General features: G+C 66.2%; 19 protein-coding genes and 1 tRNA gene. 12 read left to right on the forward strand and 8 right to left on the reverse strand.

The window, feature by feature from the left end:
- Positions 1-78: 78 nt before the first annotated feature.
- Complete coding sequence (locus C454_RS05250) at positions 79-1,470, reverse strand: MATE family efflux transporter (protein WP_004973410.1); 1,392 nt, start codon at positions 1,468-1,470, stop codon at positions 79-81.
- Between the two features lie 356 nt (positions 1,471-1,826).
- On the opposite strand from C454_RS05250, the gene ilvA reads away from it, so the two are divergent.
- Positions 1,827-3,038 carry a threonine ammonia-lyase gene (ilvA, locus tag C454_RS05255; protein WP_004973413.1) on the forward strand — a complete coding sequence of 404 codons (1,212 nt, stop codon included), beginning with the start codon at positions 1,827-1,829 and terminating at the stop codon, positions 3,036-3,038.
- 45 nt (positions 3,039-3,083) lie between these two features.
- On the opposite strand, the gene C454_RS05260 is transcribed toward ilvA, so the two are convergent.
- Complete coding sequence (locus C454_RS05260) at positions 3,084-3,290, reverse strand: hypothetical protein (RefSeq protein WP_004973416.1); 207 nt, start codon at positions 3,288-3,290, stop codon at positions 3,084-3,086.
- Positions 3,291-3,519: 229 nt separating this feature from the next.
- Between C454_RS05260 and C454_RS05265 the strand changes: the two genes are divergently transcribed.
- The 10 genes from C454_RS05265 to C454_RS05310 all read left to right on the forward strand — a co-directional run bounded on the left by C454_RS05265 (position 3,520) and on the right by C454_RS05310 (position 11,188).
- Positions 3,520-4,944, forward strand: a complete 1,425-nt coding sequence (locus C454_RS05265) for a cytochrome ubiquinol oxidase subunit I (protein ID WP_004973418.1) — start codon at positions 3,520-3,522, stop codon at positions 4,942-4,944.
- Positions 4,937-5,935 carry a cytochrome d ubiquinol oxidase subunit II gene (locus C454_RS05270; RefSeq protein ID WP_004973420.1) on the forward strand — a complete coding sequence of 333 codons (999 nt, stop codon included), beginning with the start codon at positions 4,937-4,939 and terminating at the stop codon, positions 5,933-5,935. Before C454_RS05265 ends, C454_RS05270 begins: the two co-directional genes overlap by 8 nt.
- Positions 5,936-5,974: 39 nt before the next feature.
- Positions 5,975-6,181, forward strand: a complete 207-nt coding sequence (locus C454_RS05275) for a hypothetical protein (RefSeq protein WP_004973422.1) — start codon at positions 5,975-5,977, stop codon at positions 6,179-6,181.
- Between the two features lie 83 nt (positions 6,182-6,264).
- Positions 6,265-6,651 (forward strand): Rid family detoxifying hydrolase, encoded by a 387-nt coding sequence (locus C454_RS05280; RefSeq protein WP_004973424.1) that lies wholly within the window; start codon positions 6,265-6,267, stop codon positions 6,649-6,651.
- 1 nt (position 6,652) lies between these two features.
- On the forward strand, positions 6,653-6,859 hold the full coding sequence (locus C454_RS05285; RefSeq protein WP_004973426.1) for a hypothetical protein: 207 nt from the start codon (positions 6,653-6,655) through the stop codon (positions 6,857-6,859).
- A 29-nt stretch (positions 6,860-6,888) separates the two neighbouring features.
- Positions 6,889-6,969, forward strand: a tRNA-Ser gene (locus tag C454_RS05290).
- 425 nt (positions 6,970-7,394) lie between these two features.
- Entirely contained in the window at positions 7,395-7,577 is a 183-nt protein-coding gene (locus C454_RS05295; protein WP_004973428.1) for a hypothetical protein, read from the forward strand.
- 63 nt (positions 7,578-7,640) lie between these two features.
- The gene (locus C454_RS05300; RefSeq protein WP_049904984.1) at positions 7,641-8,033 is read left to right on the forward strand and encodes a DUF7383 domain-containing protein; all 393 of its coding nucleotides are present in this window, start codon (positions 7,641-7,643) and stop codon (positions 8,031-8,033) included.
- Between the two features lie 215 nt (positions 8,034-8,248).
- Complete coding sequence (gene thsB, locus C454_RS05305; protein WP_004973432.1) at positions 8,249-9,892, forward strand: thermosome subunit beta; 1,644 nt, start codon at positions 8,249-8,251, stop codon at positions 9,890-9,892.
- Between the two features lie 300 nt (positions 9,893-10,192).
- A complete protein-coding gene (locus C454_RS05310; RefSeq protein ID WP_004973433.1) occupies positions 10,193-11,188 on the forward strand; it encodes an alanine dehydrogenase in 996 nt (331 codons plus the stop codon).
- A 59-nt stretch (positions 11,189-11,247) separates the two neighbouring features.
- Here the strand turns inward: C454_RS05310 and C454_RS05315 are convergent, their stop codons facing one another.
- The 6 genes from C454_RS05315 to hisH all read right to left on the reverse strand — a co-directional run bounded on the left by C454_RS05315 (position 11,248) and on the right by hisH (position 17,572).
- Positions 11,248-11,466, reverse strand: a complete 219-nt coding sequence (locus C454_RS05315; RefSeq protein WP_004973435.1) for a DUF7535 family protein — start codon at positions 11,464-11,466, stop codon at positions 11,248-11,250.
- Positions 11,467-11,792: 326 nt separating this feature from the next.
- Positions 11,793-14,669, reverse strand: coding sequence for a leucine--tRNA ligase (gene leuS / locus C454_RS05320; protein WP_004973437.1), 2,877 nt, complete (start codon positions 14,667-14,669; stop codon positions 11,793-11,795).
- Between the two features lie 315 nt (positions 14,670-14,984).
- Entirely contained in the window at positions 14,985-15,428 is a 444-nt protein-coding gene (hsp14, locus tag C454_RS05325) for an archaeal heat shock protein Hsp14 (RefSeq protein WP_004973439.1), read from the reverse strand.
- Positions 15,429-15,544: 116 nt separating this feature from the next.
- The gene (hsp14, locus tag C454_RS05330; RefSeq protein ID WP_004973440.1) at positions 15,545-15,955 is read right to left on the reverse strand and encodes an archaeal heat shock protein Hsp14; all 411 of its coding nucleotides are present in this window, start codon (positions 15,953-15,955) and stop codon (positions 15,545-15,547) included.
- 96 nt (positions 15,956-16,051) lie between these two features.
- Positions 16,052-16,858, reverse strand: a complete 807-nt coding sequence (pheA, locus tag C454_RS05335) for a prephenate dehydratase (protein WP_004973442.1) — start codon at positions 16,856-16,858, stop codon at positions 16,052-16,054.
- A gap of 54 nt (positions 16,859-16,912) precedes the next feature.
- Entirely contained in the window at positions 16,913-17,572 is a 660-nt protein-coding gene (hisH, locus tag C454_RS05340) for an imidazole glycerol phosphate synthase subunit HisH (RefSeq protein ID WP_004973446.1), read from the reverse strand.
- A gap of 208 nt (positions 17,573-17,780) precedes the next feature.
- Here hisH and C454_RS05345 point away from each other — a divergent pair, with 208 nt between their 5' ends.
- Positions 17,781-18,746 carry a phosphate/phosphite/phosphonate ABC transporter substrate-binding protein gene (locus C454_RS05345; RefSeq protein WP_004973447.1) on the forward strand — a complete coding sequence of 322 codons (966 nt, stop codon included), beginning with the start codon at positions 17,781-17,783 and terminating at the stop codon, positions 18,744-18,746.
- Positions 18,747-18,763 lie beyond the last annotated feature (17 nt).

Genomic DNA, 18,763 nt, shown 5'->3' on the forward strand with positions numbered 1-18,763 from the left:
GCGTCGTCCCCCGCGGTCGCTCCCGTTCCCGCTTCCGCGTTCTCCGCGCCGTTCCGCGTCGCCGGTTCCGTCTCGCGGTCAGTCGTCTTCGCCCGCGTCGTCGACGCCGACGCTCCCGCGTTCGACCATGAGCGAGTCGGCGTGGCCCGCCCAGTCGGCGTAGTAGAACGCGACGAGCGCGAACAGCCCCATCCACGTGAACGACAGGACGATGCCGATGCGTGCGCCGAGCGGGCCGTAGTCGAACACCTCGACGAGCAGGTAGGACGCGCCGACGAAGAAGCCGAACACCCCGGTCAGTCGAGCGACGAAGGGGATTCGCGTCGCGCCCGCGCCCTGAAGCGACCCGGAGAGACCGACGAAGAGCGCCAGTCCCGGCGCGGCGAGGCCGTAGGCGACGGCGAACTTCACGGCCCATTCGAGGTCCGCGCCGCCGCCGGAGCCGACGAGGCCGACGATGGGCTCGGTGAACGCCGCGAGGAAGAGCCCGATACCGCCGACCGTGGCGACCGACAGGAGCGCCACCGCCCCGCCTTGATACCGCGCGGTCTCGCTGTCGCCCGCCCCGAGCGCCTGCCCGACGAGGACGCTGGCGGCGACGTTGTAGCCGCGCGCCAGCGGGCTGGCGACCTGCTGGTAGACCCGGCGGCCGATTTGGAAGCCGGCGTTGACGGCGTCGCCGAAGCCGAGGAGCAGGGCGTTGAACGGGAACTCGGCGAGTTCGGCGGCGAGGCCCTCGCCGACCCGCGGGGTGGCGATACGCACGAGTTGGCTGGCGACCGTCCGGTCGCGGGGCCGAACCAGCGAGGTCGGCGACGCGGGTCGGGCGAGCGCGGCGAGGAGCAGTCCCGCCGAGAGGACGTTGGCGGTCGAGGTCGCGAGTCCGACACCCAGCACGCCGAGCGCGGGCAGGCCGACGAGGCCGAAGCCGAGACCGACCGACAGCCCGATGTTGACGACGTTGGCGAAGACGTTGACCAGCATCGGCGTCCGGGTGTCGCCGACGCCCTGAAGCGACCGCGAGCCGACGAGCGAGACCAACCGGGCGGGCGAGGTGGCGAAGATGACCGCGAGATACGTCGTGCCCAAGGCGACCGCCCTGTCGCTCGCGGGAAACGCGCCGATGGCCGCCTCGCCCAGCGTGAACCCGAAAATCAGGAACGGGACGCCCGCGAGGAACGCGAGGAGGAGCGCCGTCGAGATTGCCTCGCTCCGGTTGGCGTCCGCGCCGCTCCCCGTGTCCTGACTGGAGAGCGCGATTGCGCCGCCGCCGAGTCCGAGACCGATTCGGAGGGGAAACCGAGCGTAGAGGTCGGCGAGGCCGATAGCGACGACCGCGGCGGGAGAGAGCGCGGCGGTGACGGCCACGTCCACGGTCCGCATCGCCGTCTGGGCGGTCTGCTCGGCCATCACCGGCCAGGCGAGCGAGAAGATACGCTTCCAGACCCGCCGGAGGCGGCCGAGGTTCATGCCGAGGCCACGGACCTCGCGCAGTTGACGGTATCGGAAGCGGCGGTCCCGTCTGGCACTCTCGATGCGACGCGCGAATGACGGGTGTCATACGCGAGCGATGGGTCTCCGCTGTCGTGCGGTTTCACTTTCACTCCGGGTGGGGGACGTTTATATGCACGGGGACCAGAAAGACAGTTGCACGTCACACGCGTGCATTCCCCCTTTCCCCTTTCCCGACCGGCGAGCGACGGCGACGGCGCGCGTCGACGGAGCCGAATCCGAGTCCTCAACCGACGACCATGAGGGTTGACATCACGGCCCTGATACGGACGAGTTCCCGAACGATTAAACACAGACACGGGCGATTTCTGACCATGCTCACGCTTGACGACGTACGCGCCGCCCGCGAGCGCGTCGAAGCGGTCGCCCGATGGACACCGCTGGAGTACTCGCACACCTTCTCGGAGATGACGGGTGCAGAGGTGTACCTGAAACTGGAGAACTCCCAGCGCACGGGGTCGTTCAAGATTCGCGGGGCGACGAACCGCATCACCACGCTCTCCGACGAGGAGAAAGACGCCGGCGTCGTGACCGCGAGCGCCGGCAACCACGCGCAGGGCGTCGCGCTCGCGGCGTCGCGAGCGGGCGTGAACTCGAAAATCGTCATGCCGGAGTACGCGCCGATTTCGAAGGTGAAAGCCACCGAGCGCTACGGGGGCGACGTGGTCCTCTACGGCAACGACTACGACGAGGCGCAGGCCAAGGCCCACGAAATCGAGGCGGACGAGGGCCGGACCTACGTCCACGCCTTCGACGACGAGTACGTCATGGCCGGACAGGGAACTATCGGTCTCGAAATCGCGGAGGACTGCCCCGACCTCGACACCGTGGTCGTCCCCATCGGCGGCGGCGGCCTCATCTCCGGCATCTCGACGGCCATCAAAGCGCAGTTCCCCGACGCCCGCGTCATCGGCGTGCAGGCGGAACAGGCCTCCAGCGCCGCGGATTCGCTGAACAAGGGGTCGATTCAGACCATCGACGAGGTTGACACCATCGCCGACGGCATCGCCGTCCGCAGAATCGGCGACAAACCCTTCGAGGTCATCCGCGAGCGCGTCGACGAGGTCGTCACCGTCTCCGACGAGGAAATCGCCGTGGCGCTGACCTACCTGCTCGAACGCTCGAAGACGCTGGTCGAGGGCGCGGGGGCCGTCGCGCTCGCGGCGCTGGTCTTCCAGAAGTTCGACTACGAGGAGGGCGAGGTCGTCGTCCCCGCGCTGTGCGGCGGCAACATCGACATGAACACGCTGACGACCGTGGTGATGCGCGGGCTCGTCGAGACCGGCCGGTACCTCAAGATTCGGACCGAGCTGAAGGACCGCCCCGGCTCGCTCGAACAGCTCATCGAGATAATCGCCGCGGAGAAGGCGAACATCTACGCCGTCAGGCACGACCGCACCTCCCGGAAAATCGCGCTGAACGCGACGGAGGTCGAAATCGACCTCGAAATGCGCGGGCCCGACCACGTCGATTCGCTCCTCGGAGAGCTCCGCGACGCGGGCTACGACGTGGAAGTCCTCGACTGACCGCGTCGCCGGGGGCGGTCGGGAACCGGGTTCGAGGCCGGCCGCTCAGACGAGTCCAGTAACGCCGATAAACACGAGGAGCGCGCCGATGCCGCGGTAGAGCCAGACGGGGGCGTCGGACTCGCGGGACTCCTCCGCGGGCGAGCGGCGGAGGAACTCGAACCCGAACGCGTGGATTCGCGCGGGGAAAACGAGGTACGCGACGCCGAGAACCACGGCTCCGGCGTACCCGGCCTGCCACAGGAAGTTCATGTTCTAAATCCGAACTGTTCGGACATATCTTCGTCGGTTCGCGGTATCCGACGAACGCCGCCTTTTTTACCCGGACGATTATGTCGAATTCGGGCGGGAGACCCCGCCTACGATGATTTTCAGTTCGTGGGAAGCATGCGGGGATTGACTCTCCCCCAATACGAAGGCCTTTAAGAAGGAAGTCCCCGCTTCCCGGTTCGCCTCGGCGCCAGCGACCCCGCACCCAACCATGCTCGACCCAGTCATCGCCAGTCGGCTGCAGTTCGCGCTCACGACCATCGTCCACATCATCTTCCCGGTGATGAGCATGGGCCTCGCGCCCTTCCTCATCTACTTCACGTGGAAGGATATCCGAACCGACGACCCCGTGTACGAACAGCTCAGGCGGTTCTGGACGAAGATTTTCGCCGTCTCGTTCGTCGTCGGCACCGTGACCGGCATCGTCCTCGAGTTCGAGTTCGGGACGAACTTCGCGGCGTTCTCGACGGCGGCCGGCGAGCTGTTCGGCGGCCCGCTCGCCACCGAGGGGATGATGGCGTTCATGCTCGAAGCGACGTTCCTCGGGGTGTTCGTCTTCGGCCGCGAGAAGGTTTCGGACGCCCTGTACATGGTTTCGGCCGTCGCCGTCGGCCTCGGTACGTGGCTCTCGGCGGTGTGGATTCTCGTCGCCAACTCGTGGATGCAGACGCCGCGAGGGTACGAACTCGCCAGCGAGAGCGGCCAACTCGTCGTCTCGCTCGTCGACCCCATCGCGGCGTACGCCAACCCGCGGTTCCCGTGGATGTTCGTCCACATGCAGAACGCCGCGGTGCTGTCGGTCGCGCTGTTCATGGCCGGCGTCGCGGCGTACCACGTCTGGCAGCGCGGCATCGACGCCGACGACGACCGCGAGGCCGCGCGCTTCTGGCGGAAGACGCTCAAAATCGCGCTCGTCGTCCTGCTCGTGACCGCGCCGTTTCAGGCGATTCACGGCGACGCCTACGGCCGCCACGTCTACGAGACCCAGCCGCAGAAGTTCGCCGCCATGGAGGCTGTCTGGGAGACCGACAGCTACGTCCCGGAGTACATCTTCGCCATCCCGACGAGCCTCGAACACATCACCGACCCGCGCGCCAAGGAACTGCTCGGCATCGGGATTCCCGGCGGGGCGTCGTGGCTGGCGAGCGGGGGTGACCCCCAAGCCGAAATCACCGGCCTGAACGAGTTCGACACGGAGGCCCCGCCGGTCGCAATCGTCTTCTGGTCGTTCCGGCTCATGGTCGCCGCCGGCTTCTGGTTCATCCTGTTGGCCTTCTGGGCGGCCTACCGCTGGTGGACCGACGACCTGTACGACGACGACCTGTTGCACAAGGCGTTCGTCGGGTCGTCGCTCCTCGGTATCTTCGCCGTCGAGGTCGGCTGGATAGTCACCGAGGTGGGCCGACAGCCGTGGGTCATCCAGGGCGTCCTCAAGACGAGTGACGGCGTCTCACCGGGGCTCACCGGCTTCGAGGCGACGCTCACGCTCGTCGGCTTCGCGGTCGTGTACTCCGGCCTGCTCGCGCTCTACACCTACGTGATTCGCCGCATCATCCGCGAGGGGCCGCCGAGCGTCGACGAGACGGCGGCGGGCGCGGAGACCGCTTCCCCCGCGGGGGTGAGCGGCGATGACTGACTACGGCGCGTTCGCCACCGGCCCGCTCTTCGGCCTGCCGCTGCAAGAGCTGTGGTTCGGGCTCGTGTTCTTCATCCTCGGGATGTTCCTGTTCCTCGACGGCTTCGACTTCGGCGTCGGGGCCATCTTCGCGACCCGCGACGACGACGAGGAGCGCGAGACGCTGCTCGCCGCCATCGGCCCCTTCTGGGACGGCAACGAGGTGTGGCTCGTCGTGTTCGGCGGCGCGCTGTTCGCCGCGTTCCCGGCGGTGTACGCGAACCTCTTCAGCCGCCACTACCTGCTCATGTTCGCCATCCTCGGGGCGCTCATCCTCCGCGGGCTCGCCCCCGAGATGTACGAACAGCGCCACGACGAGGCGTGGCAGACGTGGTGGGGCCGGGCGTTCGTCGTCGGCAGCGTGAGCACGCCCTTTTTGCTCGGCGTGTTCGCCGCTCACTGGCTCCTCGGCGTGGAGTCGCTCCTGTCGCTCCCCGGCGTCGTCGTCGGCCTCGCCGTCGTCGCGCTCACCGTCGTCGCCGGGGTCGGCTTCCTCGCCATGAAGACCCGCGGGAGCCTCCAGCGCGACGTGGCCGACTACGGCCCCCGTGCGATGGCGGCCTACCTCGCGCTCGTCGTCGTCACGCTGGGTTATCTCGTCGCCGTCCGGCCCGACCTCGGCGTCCTCGCGCCGATTCCGCTGGCGCTCGTCGTCGTCAGTCTCGCCGCCGCCGCGGGCTACCTGCTCGCGCTCCGCGACGGGCGCTACACGCTCGCGTTCGCGACCGTGCCGGTCCTCGTGTTCGCGTTCGTCGCGCTCGTGGCGACGCTCATGTTCCCCTTGGCCGACCCCGCGACCGGACTGACCGTCGCGGACGCCATCGTCTCGGTGCTCCCGTTGAACATCATGAGCGTCGCGTCGGCGCTCCTCCTGCCGCTCGTGTTCGCCTACTTCGGCATCCTCTACTCGACGTTCAGCGGGCCAATCGAGACCGGCGAATCGTACTCCTGACCGACTGCAATCGACCCATCCCCCACAACCAATCCACCCATGGCTACGCTCCCCAACACAACCCCCACCGCCGAATCGCTCACGAAACCGCTGACCCTCCTCGGCCTCGGACTGGTCGCCGTCAGCGTCGCCGTCGCGGGGTTCGCGCTCCGAGACGGCGACGTCGTCACCGCCCTCGGGATGGGGCTGTTGTTCGCCTCGGGCGTCCTCACGACCGGCATCAGCCTCTCCGGGAAGTCGATCTAACTGACGGGCTGCGACCGGCTCGCTCCGCCGCGGACCCGGTCGTTCCACCCTATTTTATCACGTCGTGGCGAAATCCACCGCGTATGAAGCGCGTCATCGAGACCGACGAAGCGCCGGCCGCGGTCGGTGCGTACAGTCAGGCGACGACCAACGGCTCGCTGCTCTACACGGCGGGGCAGATTCCGCTGACGCCGGACGGCGAACTCCTCGACGACGAGGACATCACGACGCAGACGACGCAGTCGCTCGACAACGTGATGGCCATCCTCGCGGAGGCCGGCGCGGACGCGAGCGACGTGCTGAAGACGACCGTGTTCCTCGCCGACATCGACGACTTCGAGGAGATGAACGAGACGTACGCGACCTACTTCGACGAGGAGCCGCCGGCCCGCTCGGCGGTCGAGGTCGGCAACCTGCCGAAGGGCGTCGGCGTCGAAATCGAGGCCGTCGCCGTCGTCGACGAGGAGTAACGTGGCCCGCCGCGTCCGGTCCGCGCTCGCGTGGGGCGCAGCGAGCCTCCTCCTCGTGGGCGTCCTCGCGCAGGGCGCGGTCCTCCTCGGACTCGGCATCGACGTGTCGTTCGGGGCGGTCGCCGCGGTGGCGGTCGCGTCCGGCGTCGCCGTCGGGTCCGTGACATACGTCATCGAACCCCGACTCGAACGGAAAGGAAGGGCTTAAATTATCCAGGCGGGAACGTTGCGTTGTAAGCCAGGATGGCCGAGCGGTAAGGCGCACGCCTGGAAAGCGTGTTCCCTCTGGGATCGGGGGTTCAAATCCCTCTCCTGGCGCTTCTTCCGAACTCAACTCACGTAGCAGCGCGTCTCGTCGCGCTGCGGGCGGCGAGTTCGGGAGAACGCCGCCGGAGGATTTGAACCAAGGAGCGAAGCGAACAGAGTGAGCAATGTGCGACACGAAGTGTCGCAGTGAGACGAACGGCGGAGCCGCGAGTCGTGAGCGACTGAGGTTCAAATCCCTCACCTTCGCATCCGGTGCACATAGCTTCTCCCGCAATCGCCGGCCGGCGAGAACCGTCGCCGGAGTCTATGGCCCCACTCGCCAAGGACCACTTACGTCGAAACTGGCAGGGCACCCCCAGTTCGACGCGACCCGAGGCACTACCACAGACCCAACCTACGGTACCACCACAGAAGCGACCGTATCAACTGTTCGGACAAAACATTCATCCCCATGGGATACGATACCATGATTGACAATGCCTGACACCAAGACCGGCCGCGAGAAGAAGGGCCTCAACAAGCGGACCCAGCTCACCGAGCGGCTGTACGAACGAGAGTTATCGGTGTTAGACGAAGACGACGACGAGCCCCCGCTCGACGCCGCGAGAGACGAGACCGACGGCGAGTTCCTCGCGGACGAACTCCCCGACGACGACTGACGGCGCGGCCAACGCTGCCGCCGACCACGCGAATTTTTATCGGGCGCAACAGAACGTGTGAGCGTGCACCACCGCGCGAACTACGCGACCGTGTTTATCGGGTCGCACCTCCACCCCGAAGGAGAGACGCTGGACCTCGACTGGGCGGACGACGCCGGAAACGAGACGGCGACGTTCGAGTTCGACGTCCCGACCGACGACCCGCGAGAGCCGTACCTCGGTATCCAGGCGTTCGACGTGGGCGAGTACGGCCACGAGATTCGAATCAACGGCGACTCGCTTTCGGGGTTCGACATCCCGCCGGGCGACGGCTGGCAGTACTGGGTCGACACCGTGACCGGCGCGAGCCTCGTCGAGGGCTCGAACACCATCCGAGTCGTCCGCGACGACGACGGCGACGACGCGTTCGCCGTCGGAACGGTGACGGTCCACTGGAAAGAGCCGGTCGAAGAGTAGCGTATAAAGCGCCCCGGCCGGGACAGAATTGTGGTGTGAAATGACGTACCACAGTAACTCCCCGAACACCCGAGAGGAGGCATCTGTCGCGCGGTTACCGGGATAACGCGGCGAACGCGCGGAGTTCAGTGCTCGATTCGTCGGCGAAGCTTTTTTATAGAATCACAAACAATCAAGGCCTGTCTATGAGCCAGCGAATGCAGCAGGGTCAGCCGATGATCATCATGGGCGAGGATGCACAGCGCGTCAAGGACCGCGACGCGCAGGCGTACAACATCCGCGCCGCACGAGCAGTCGCCGAGGCGGTACGTTCTACACTCGGCCCGAAGGGGATGGACAAGATGCTCGTCGACTCGATGGGCGACGTCACCATCACGAACGACGGCGTCACCATCCTCAAGGAGATGGACATCGACAACCCGACGGCCGAGATGATCGTCGAGGTCGCCGAGACGCAGGAGGACGAAGCCGGCGACGGAACGACGACGGCGGTCGCCATCGCGGGTGAACTCCTCAAGAACGCCGAGGACCTCCTCGAACAGGACATCCACCCGACGGCCATCATCCGCGGCTTCAACCTCGCCTCCGAGAAGGCGCGCGAGGAAATCGACAACATCGCGGAGCGCGTCGACCCCGACGACGAGGAACTCCTGAAGAAGGTCGCCGAGACCTCCATGACGGGCAAGAGCTCCGAGCTCAACAAGGAGCTGCTCGCGGACCTCATCGTCCGCGCCGTCCGGCAGGTCACCGTCGAAGCCAACGATGGCTCCCACGTCGTCGACCTCGAGAACATCTCCATCGAGACGCAGACCGGTCGCTCGGCGTCCGAGTCCGAGCTCCTCACCGGTGCCGTCATCGACAAGGACCCCGTCCACGACGACATGCCGGTCCAGTTCGACGAGGCCGACGTGCTGCTGCTCAACGAGCCCGTCGAGGTCGAGGAGACCGACATCGACACGAACGTCTCCATCGAGAGCCCCGACCAGCTCCAGAAGTTCCTCGACCAGGAGGAGGCCCAGCTGAAGGCGAAGGTCGACCAGATCGTCGACTCCGGCGCTGACGTGGTCTTCTGCCAGAAGGGCATCGACGACCTCGCCCAGCACTACCTCGCGAAGCAGGGCATCCTCGCGGTCCGCCGGACGAAGAAGTCCGACATCCGCTTCCTCAAGAACATCACCGGTGCGGCGGTCGTCTCCGACCTCGACTCCATCGAGGCCGGCGACCTCGGTCGCGCCTCCATCCGCCGCGACGAGGCCGACGAGCTGTTCTACGTCGAGGGCATCGGCGACGACGTCCACGGCGTCACGCTCCTGCTCCGCGGCTCCACCGACCACGTCGTCGACGAACTCGAACGCGGCGTCCAGGACGCCCTCGACGTCGTCGCGTCGACGGTCGCCGACGGTCGAGTGCTCGCCGGCGGCGGCGCTATCGAGGTCGAACTCGCCTCGCGCCTCCGCAACTACGCCGACTCCGTCTCCGGCCGCGAGCAGCTCGCGGTCGAGGCGTTCGCCGACGCGCTCGAACTCGTCCCGCGCGTCCTCGCGGAGAACGCCGGTCTCGACTCCATCGACACGCTCGTCGACCTCCGCGCGGCCCACGAAGAGGGTCAGGTCCGCGCCGGTCTGAACGTCTTCACCGGCGAGGTCGAAGACGCGTTCGAAGCGGGCGTCGTCGAGACGGCTCACGCGAAGGAGCAGGCCGTCGCCTCCGCCTCCGAAGCCGCGAACCTCGTCCTCAAGATAGACGACATCATCGCGGCCGGTGACCTCTCCACCGGCGGCGACGACGACGACGAGGGCGGCGCACCCGGCGGCATGGGTGGCATGGGCGGCATGGGCGGTATGGGCGGCGCGATGTGAAAATCGGCTAACGCCTTTCACCCATCCCCCGACGCCTGCACCGCGCGACGAATCACTCATTTTTTGGCGCAAAGCGGCTGCCGAGCATCCGAAGAGCCGCGGCTGCGCCTCCGAACGACGGTACGCGGGGGAGAAGCAACCGATGAGCGTCGATTCCGACTCTCGCGACGATCGGACGAGAGCCCCACGCTGATTCACCGATGTCAGAGAAGTTGGATAATTATCTCACTTTCTCAGATACACTTGCAGTTGTGTTCAGAAATGGAACGAACTAAGTAGCAGGTACGGCAACGTGTCTCTATGCGCAAGACGCTGCTGTTGAACAAGGACGACGTTCACGAGAACGTCCAGATGCCGGAGCTCATCTCGGCCATCGAGGACGCCTTCGCCGCCTACGAGTCCGGCGACGCCCAGATGCCGCCGAAGTCCTACATCGACCTGCCGCAGTACAACGGCGACTTCCGGTCGATGCCCGCCTACTTAGACGCGGGCGACTGGGACGCCGCGGGCATCAAGTGGGTCAACGTCCACCCCGACAACGGCGACAAGTACGACCTGCCCACCGTCATGGGCACGATGATTTACTCCGACCCCGAGAACGCCTTCCCGCTGGCGCTCCTCGACGGGACGGAGCTCACGATGCTCCGCACCGGCGCGGCCGCGGCCGTCGCCACCGACTACCTCGCCGTCGAGGACGCCTCCTCGATGGGTATCGTCGGCGCGGGCGTCCAGTCGTACACGCAGCTTCGCGCCATCAGCGAGGTCCGCGACATCGAGGAAGTCGTCATCTCCGACCTCGACGAGGAGCGCGTCGCCGACTTCATCGACGCCTTCGAAGACGAGTTCGACATCCGCGCCGGCTCCATCGAGGAGGCCGCAAGCTGTGACGTGCTGTCGACGGTGACGCCCGTCGAGTCGCCCATCGTCCCGCGCGACGCGGTCGGCGACCACACCCACATCAACGCGATGGGTGCCGACGCCGAAGGCAAACACGAACTCGCAGACGAGGTGCTCTTGGACGCCAAGCTCGTCATCGACGACCACGCCCAGACCACCCACTCCGGCGAAATCAACGTCCCGTACAATCAGGGCGTCCTCACCGACGACGACATCTACGGCGCAATCGGCGACATCGTCCTCGGGAACCTCGACGGCCGCACCGACGCCGACGGCATCAGCGTCTTCGACTCCACGGGACTCGCGATTCAGGACGTCGCGGCGGCCCACGTCGCCTACGAGCACGCGTTCGAGAACGACAACGGCTACGCGTTCGACCTCCTCGGTCTCGCCGAGTAAGGTCGACCGACCCGACGCTGCTGGCATTCACCGTTCTCTTTTGCGGTCCGACCCCCGAGCTACGGGCTCGGCCCCCGCTGTGCGTTGAGGTAGCCGAACACCTTCGAGAGCACGTAGACGATGGCGATGAAGGGCAAGAACGGAACCATCAGGACGACGAGGATGAGAAACATCGTCCACCCGATGGAGTCCATCTCGCTGTTCGTCCGCGGTCGGGTCCCCGGCGTAACGGTGTGGTAGGCCTTCTGTGCGAGGCTCAGCGAGTCGTCTTCGCTCATGAAATAGTGTTAGTTCGGCGAGACGATAAACCGAACGCCGGACCGCGGGGCCGACCTCACCAATGTCGGTACTTCGCCCGCTCTTCGGTCGCGCCGCAGTCGGGGCACTCGTAGGTCCGCCTGTCTTCGAGGTCGGTCCGCTTTTCGTCGTCCACGCGATACATCTCGACTTCGCATGCCTCGCACAGCATGTATTAATTATCGTATGTGATACCGTAAATCTAGGGGAGCGCCCGGATAGTCGGCTTAGTTGGCATTCTTAGCAGTGCTCGCGGCTGCGTATCAGCGCTGAAAAATAGAACCCGGTCGTGTCTCGGCGCGCCCGGCTATTCGAGGTGGACCGCGGGGCGGAACGGAATCGCCTTCGAGGCGCGGTCGGCGGGGTCGACGATGTCGGGGTCGTCCTCGGCGAACACCTCGACCTCGGCGTCGAACTCGCGGGCGAGGAAGTCGGCCGCGCGCTCGTAGGTGCCGGCCTCGTCCAGTTCGAGCTGCGCGCGGAGCGTCGATTCGTCGCGCCCGCGGGTCTGGTCGACGAGGTCCTGCACGAGGTCGTTCACGTCGTTGCCCTTCTCGCGGAGGTCGGGGTCCTGCATGACCTGACCCATGATTGCGCCGACGTTGTCGCCGTTGTCGACGACCGTCTCGAACACGTCGCGCTTCCAGTCGGCGGCGACGTAGACCCGGATGGTGTCGGGGTCGGAGTCGGTCACGTCGATGATGTCGCGCACGTCCTCGGTCAGGCGCTCGACCTGTCGCTCTTCGAGTTCGACCGACTCGTCTTCGAACTCGGCGTCCGGTTCGGGCCATGGCGCGTCCTCCGCGGGCGTGCCGGTCAACTGCTCGTGCAGCTCGTTCGTCATGAACGGGATGAACGGCGCGAGCAGGCGCAGACGAGTTTCGAGGACCGTCCGGAGCGTCCACTTCGCGGCCGGGCGGTCGAGGTCGGTCCGGCGGCGGTACCACCGCAGCGACTCCTCGAAGTTGTAGAATGCCGCCTGACTGGCCGAGCGCGTCTCGGACTCGTCCATCGCGGTCGTCACGTCGCGAACGGTGTCCTGCAGCTTCGACAGGAGCCAGCGGTCGACCGTCTCCAGTTCGGGCCGCTCGTCCGGTCCGGGGTCGGCGATAATCTCCTGCGCGCGGTTCCAGAACCGTTCGAGCTGGTCGTGGACCGAGCCGACGAGGTCGTCGCGCCAGTCGTAGTCCTGCCACGGCTCCGCGGAGTTGAGCAGGAAGAAGCGGACGGTGTCCGCGCCGTACTCGCCGATGGCCTCGCCGGGGAGGACGACGTGACCCTTCGAGGACGACATCTTCTGGCCTTCGAGCAGGCCCATGCCCATGATGACGATGCCCTGGGGCCACTGCGGCTCGTCGAACAGTTCGCCGTGGTGGAACTGGTAGAACGTCAGGTGGTTCGTGATGAGGTCGTTCCCGGAGAACCGGTAGTCGACGGGGTACCAGTAGTCCCACTCCTCGCGCAGTTCGAGCGCTTTCTCGGGGGCGTCGTCGACCGCGTCGGCCCCGTAGAACAGCGCGTCGAAGAACTCCTGGGTGAGTTCCTCGGTCGGAATCTCCTGCAGGCGGTGGGCGATGGTGTAGTACGCCATGTAGATGGTCGAGTCCGAGAGGGGCTCGATGACGAACTGGTCGTCCCACGGCAGGCGGGTTCCGAGGCCGTAGTTGCGGATACACGGCCACCCGTTGAGCCAGTCGATGGTGTGGTGGTACTCGTCGCGGGTGTTCTCGGGGATGGCGTCCAGCCCGTCGGCCACGTCGTGGGCGAGTCGCTTCCAGTCCTCGTCGTCGTACGAGAGGAACCACGTGTCCTGTTCGGCGACGACGACGTCGCCGCCGCAGCGGCAGACGACCTCCTCGGAGAACTCCTGCATCACGTCGAACTGGCCGGCCTCGATGCCGTCGGCCTTGTAGTCGTCGCGGACCTCCTCGACGAGGCCGCCGGCGTAGTCGCCGTAGAACTCCTTGAGGCGACCCGCGTGGAACTCCTTGTTGTAGAGGTCCTTCGTGGCCTTTTCGAGGGCAGGGTCGTCAGAGGACTCGATTCCGCGGTTCTCGACGGCCGACTTCGCGGGAATCTCGCCGTACGCGTCGTCCTCGGAGTCGATGTCGAGAATCGGAATCGGTTCGATGGCCGCCACGTCGGCGGGGTCGATGCCGAACGATTCGAGGTAGTCGGCGTCGGCCTTGGCCTCCTGCAGCGCCACGTAGTCGTCGGGGCTGTGGGCCGGGACGGACATGACGACGCCCGTCGCGTTGTCGGCGTCGACGAAGTCGGCCGGCAGGACGAGCACGTCGTCGCCGGTGACGGGGTTCTCGACCGTCTGGCCGACGAGTTCGGCACCCTCGACGGTTTCGAGAATCTCCACGTCGCGGGCCTGATATTCGAGTTTGTCGGCCGCGTACTCGGAGACGAACCACGTCTCACCGTCGACCTCGGCGACCACGTAGGTCGCCTCGGGGTCGATGTAGGCGTTGGTCACGCCGCGGACCGTCTCGGGGCGCAGGGTCGCCATCGGGACGACCACGTCGCCGCCGTCTCGCTCCCAGCCGAAGCGGACCAGCGTGTACTCTTGGAACTCGGCGTTCTCGCCTTCGAGCAGGTCGTGGGTCGTGACCGGCTGTTCCTCGTTCGTACAGAACTTGACGGGGTGGAGGCCCTTCTCCAGTCGCCCGCGCTCGCGGAGCGTCCGGTACTGCCACTCGACGAACTTCGAGTAGCGCTCGTTGTTCGTGGTGAACTCGCGCCGCCAGTCCACCGACAGACCGAGCGACTGCATCCCCTTCTTGTAGTGTTCCTCGATGAAGTACCGCGCCCAGCCCATGGGCGATTCGAGGTCCGAAAGCGTGTCCTCGGGGACGTTGTAGGTGTCGGTCAGAACCGAGAGCTGTTTCTCCTCGCGGTTTTTCAGGCGCTCGACCGCGCCGATGATGGGCGTTCCGGTGACGTGCCACGCGATGGGAAACAGGACGTTGTCGCCCTGCTGTCGTCGGTAGCGAGCGTACACGTCGGGAACGGTGTACGTCCGCGCGTGCCCGATGTGCATCCCGCCGCTGGGGTACGGATAGGGCACCGTCACGAACGTCGCGTCGTCGGCGTCTGCGTCCGGGTCGGCCTCGTATCGGCCGGTCTCGGACCAGCGCTCCCGCCAACGCGCTTCGAGTTCCTGCGGGTCGTAGTCCATATCCGTGGTAGTGGTACCCCGGCCTAAAATAACTCCTATACTCGACTTGTGTGGCCGTCTGATTGCGGCAGATATTGCCACACGGTGGCACGAGACAAACGGGAGAGACTGGCCGCGAAACGGCGTCGAGTCCTCGTTTCGCCAGAATCGGGACCGGTACAGAACTGACGGCGCAAATCGCGACCGTGACGCGCCGCCGTGCGGGCAAAGAAACGAAAATGGAAACGAAAACGGGAACGAAAGCAGCGAGCGACCCACCAAGAGAGAGCCTGTCGCGGGCGATGCGCCAGCGGGTATCGGGGCGGCGACGCCGGCTCAGTCGATGTCGATGCGGCGGGAGTCGTCGGGTTCGACGTCGCGCTTGGGGAGGGTGACCGTCAGGACGCCGTTGTGGTAGCCGGCGGACGCGCCGTCCTCGTCGACCGACTCGGGGAGGCGAATCGTGCGGCGGGCGGACTCGTGGCGGCGCTCGCGGCGGAGGTATTCGCCGTCGGCGCGTTCCTCGTCGAGTTCGCGCGTCGCGTCGACCGTCAGCGTGCGGTTGGCGACCGACAGGGAGATGTCCTCCTTCTCGTAGCCCGGGAGGTCGATGGTGACGACGATTTCGCCGTCGTGGTCGGTGACGTCGATTGCCATCTCGTGGCGGACCTGCGCCATCACGCCCGAACGGTCGAACTGCCGTCCCATCTCGTCGAACTGGCGGGACATTCGCTCGAACAGTTCCTCGAAGTCGTCGAAGGGGTTGGTACGTCGCATCATGTGTGTTTTCACCGAGGCATATGGACGCCGTCTGAGGAGATAATCGTTTCCGGAACGTAGATAGCAATTCGCACGCTACAGGACTGGAGACACCGATATTCAAACGGTGAGCCGCGTCACTCGATGTCGATTTGCGTGGAGTCGTCGCCCGCGGGTTCGGCCTTCGGGAGCGTCACGGTCAGGACGCCGTTTTTGTACGACGCCGTCACCTCGTCGCGGACGACCTGGGCGGGGAGCGTAATCGTCCGGGAGACGGACCGCTGGCTCCGCTCGCGGCGGACGTACCGGTCGTCGTCGACCTCCGACGACTCCTCGTGGTCGGCCGCGATGGTGAGTCGCCGCCCGCTGACGCTCACGTCGAGGTCGTCCTTCTCGAAGCCGGGGAGGTCGGCGACGACCTCGATTGCTTCGTCGTCGTCGACGACGTCGAGGGAGATGTCTTGGAACCGACCGATACCGGACTCCTCGAACGACCGGCCCATCCGGTCGAACAGGTCTTCTATCTCGTCGAACGGGTTTCGCTGCATACGCGTCCGAGTACGTCGCCGACGGCAAAGAAAGATGTGCTCAGACCCACATATCGAGAGCGCCCGGCCGGACCGCGGAACGGGGGCCGCGGATGCTCAGTACAGGACGTGCCGCGTGTCGTACGACCCGAGGACGCGAACCCAGCCGTTGCGGGCGATGCCCTCGACCTCTTCGAGCGCCTCCTGCATCCGCTCTTCGTAGAGGCCGGCGTCGGCGTCGATGTGGAACAGGTAGTCGCCGAGGCGGTTGCCGCTCGGGCGCGACTCGATGCGCGAGAGGTTGATGTCGCGTTCGGCGAACGCTTCGAGCAGTTCCAAGAGGAGTCCGGGGTAGTTGGCGTTGGGGTAGACGACGAGCGAACTCTTGCCGCCGGCGTCCGAGCGGGCGGACTCGGGCGCGATGACGAGGAACCGCGTCGCGTTCGACGACTGGTCCTGGATGTCCTCGGCGATGATTTCGAGGTCGTCGCCAACGTTGTCGGGGTGACCGATGCCCGCGACCGACGGGTCCGCGCGGGCGCGTTCGACGCCGCGGGCCGTGCTGGCGACGGCTTCGAGCTTCGCGTCGGGGTAGTTCTCTTCGAGGTAGGACCGACACTGCGCGAGCGCCTGCGAGTGGCTGGCGACGACGTCGAAGTTCGCGCTCTGGGCCAACAGCGCGTGGCGGATGGGCGTGACGATTTCCTGGACGACGCTCACGTCCGAGTTCGCCACGGCGTCGAGGCTCTCGGTGACGCTCCCTTCGATGCTGTTTTCGATGGGAACGACGCCGCGCTCGAACGACCCGTCGGCGACCGCTTGGACGATGGAGGTGACCGATTCTCGGAAGGCGACGTCGTCGGCGACCGCGCGGGCGGCGCGATGGGAGTACGTGCCCGCCGGGCCGAGCGTGACTGCCTGCATGGACACCCCTTCACGAAGCGGCGACAAAAGACCGTCGGGGCAGGCAGATTCGGCCTATCGCTCCGCGCAGAACTCGACGAAGTTGCGGAGGATGGTCAGCCCGGTCTCGCCGGACTTCTCGGGGTGGAACTGCGTGCCGAAGACGGTTCCCTCCTCGTTGGCGACGACCGCGGGGAACTCCACGCCGTAGTCGGTCGACGCGACGACCGCGTCCTCGTCGTCGGGGTCGGCGTAGTACGAGTGGACGAAGTAGGCGTACTCGCCGTCGACGCCCTCGACGAGCGGGTGGTCGCGCCGGACGTTGAGTTCGTTCCAGCCCATGTGCGGGACCTTCTGTCCCTCGTCGAAGCGGACGTTGCGGCCGGGGATGAAGTCGAGCCCCTCGACCTCGCCCTCGCCCGCGTGGTCGGCCTCCTCGGAGGAGGTCAGCAGCATCTGCATCCCGAGACAGATACCGAAGATGGGCGTCCCGTCGGCGGCGGCCTCGGCGAGCGGTTCGCGGAAGGGGCCGGCGTTCTCCATCCCCTCGGAGAACGCGCCGACGCCGGGGAGAACGATGCCGTCGGCGTCGTCGAAGTCGGCCGGGTCGTCGGAGACGACGACGTTCGCCCCCGCGCGTTCGAGTCCTCGCATGGCGCTCCGGAGGTTTCCGAGCCCGTAGTCGACCATCACCACGTCGGCGAGGGTCTCTTCGGGCGACTGTGTCGTGCTCATGCGTACACGTGCGAGACCGGGAGGCAAGTGAGTTTCCGTCGCGGCGACGGTCGCCCGATGACCGCGGAACCGACGCGGTATCACAAAATCGCCCGACTGTTCTATGTTTACTCACAGAGTACGCAATATGACTTTATATCTATGTATCTATACGGAGAAAGAATAGGAAGATTTAACCTCAGTGTGTCTGAGTGTTCTGACGAATCACATGTCTTCCCGACGGAGTTTCCTCAAGAAGACCGGCGCGCTCGGCGCGCTCGGCGTTTCGGGGTTGAGCGGGTGTATCGGCAGCGTCACGGGTGGGTCGGACTCGGTCAACTTCCTCCTCACGCCGTCCGAATCGGACGTGGACATCAAACAGCAGTATCAGCCGCTGTTCGAGTACCTCGAATCCGAGGCCGACGTGACGGTCGAATCGTCGGTCGCCGCGGACTACGCCGCGGTGTACCAGGCGTTCAAGTCCGGGCAGGCCGACCTCGCCGATTCGTCGCCGACCATCGCCATTCAGGGCGGCAACGAGGGCGTGACCGAAGTCATGGGTATCCGCGTCGCCTACGGCGCGGCGAAGTACTTCTCCATCATGACGACGACGCCCGACAGCGGTATCGAGGAACTCGCCGACCTCGAAGGCGAGACCGTCGCGTTCGCCGACCGCCTCTCGACGAGCGGGTCGCTGTTCCCGCTTTTCATGCTGAATCAGGCCGGCCTCGACACGGGCAACGCCCCCGACGGCGAGCCCGTCGACTTCACCGGCCAGTGGTCCGACCACGCGACCGCCCGCGAGACGCTCGTCAACCGCGACGAGGTCGTCGCCGCCGGCACGGGCGCGTTCTCGACCGCGCCGCACGTCCCGAAAGACCAGTTCCCCCAGCAGTTCCTCGACACCTCCGCCGAGAACGACGGCGACCTCGGAACCGCGGACCCCGAACTCCAACTGCTCGCGGCTTCCGACCCCATCCCCCGCGCACCGATAATCGTGCGCTCCGAGCTGGAGTCCGGACTGAAGTCGTCGCTGACGGACGCGCTCACGAGCGTCACGCAGGACGACCTCATCAACGAGGACCTCTCCGACGACCAACAGCTCTGGTTCACCGGCGTCGAGCCGGGCACCGTCGAGGACTACCAGCCGATTCAGAACGTCATCGACACGCTCGGAATCTCTCTCGGACAGTAATCAACTCACAAACAATT

The organism is Haloferax gibbonsii ATCC 33959 (assembly GCF_000336775.1).
Lineage (GTDB): Archaea > Halobacteriota > Halobacteria > Halobacteriales > Haloferacaceae > Haloferax > Haloferax gibbonsii.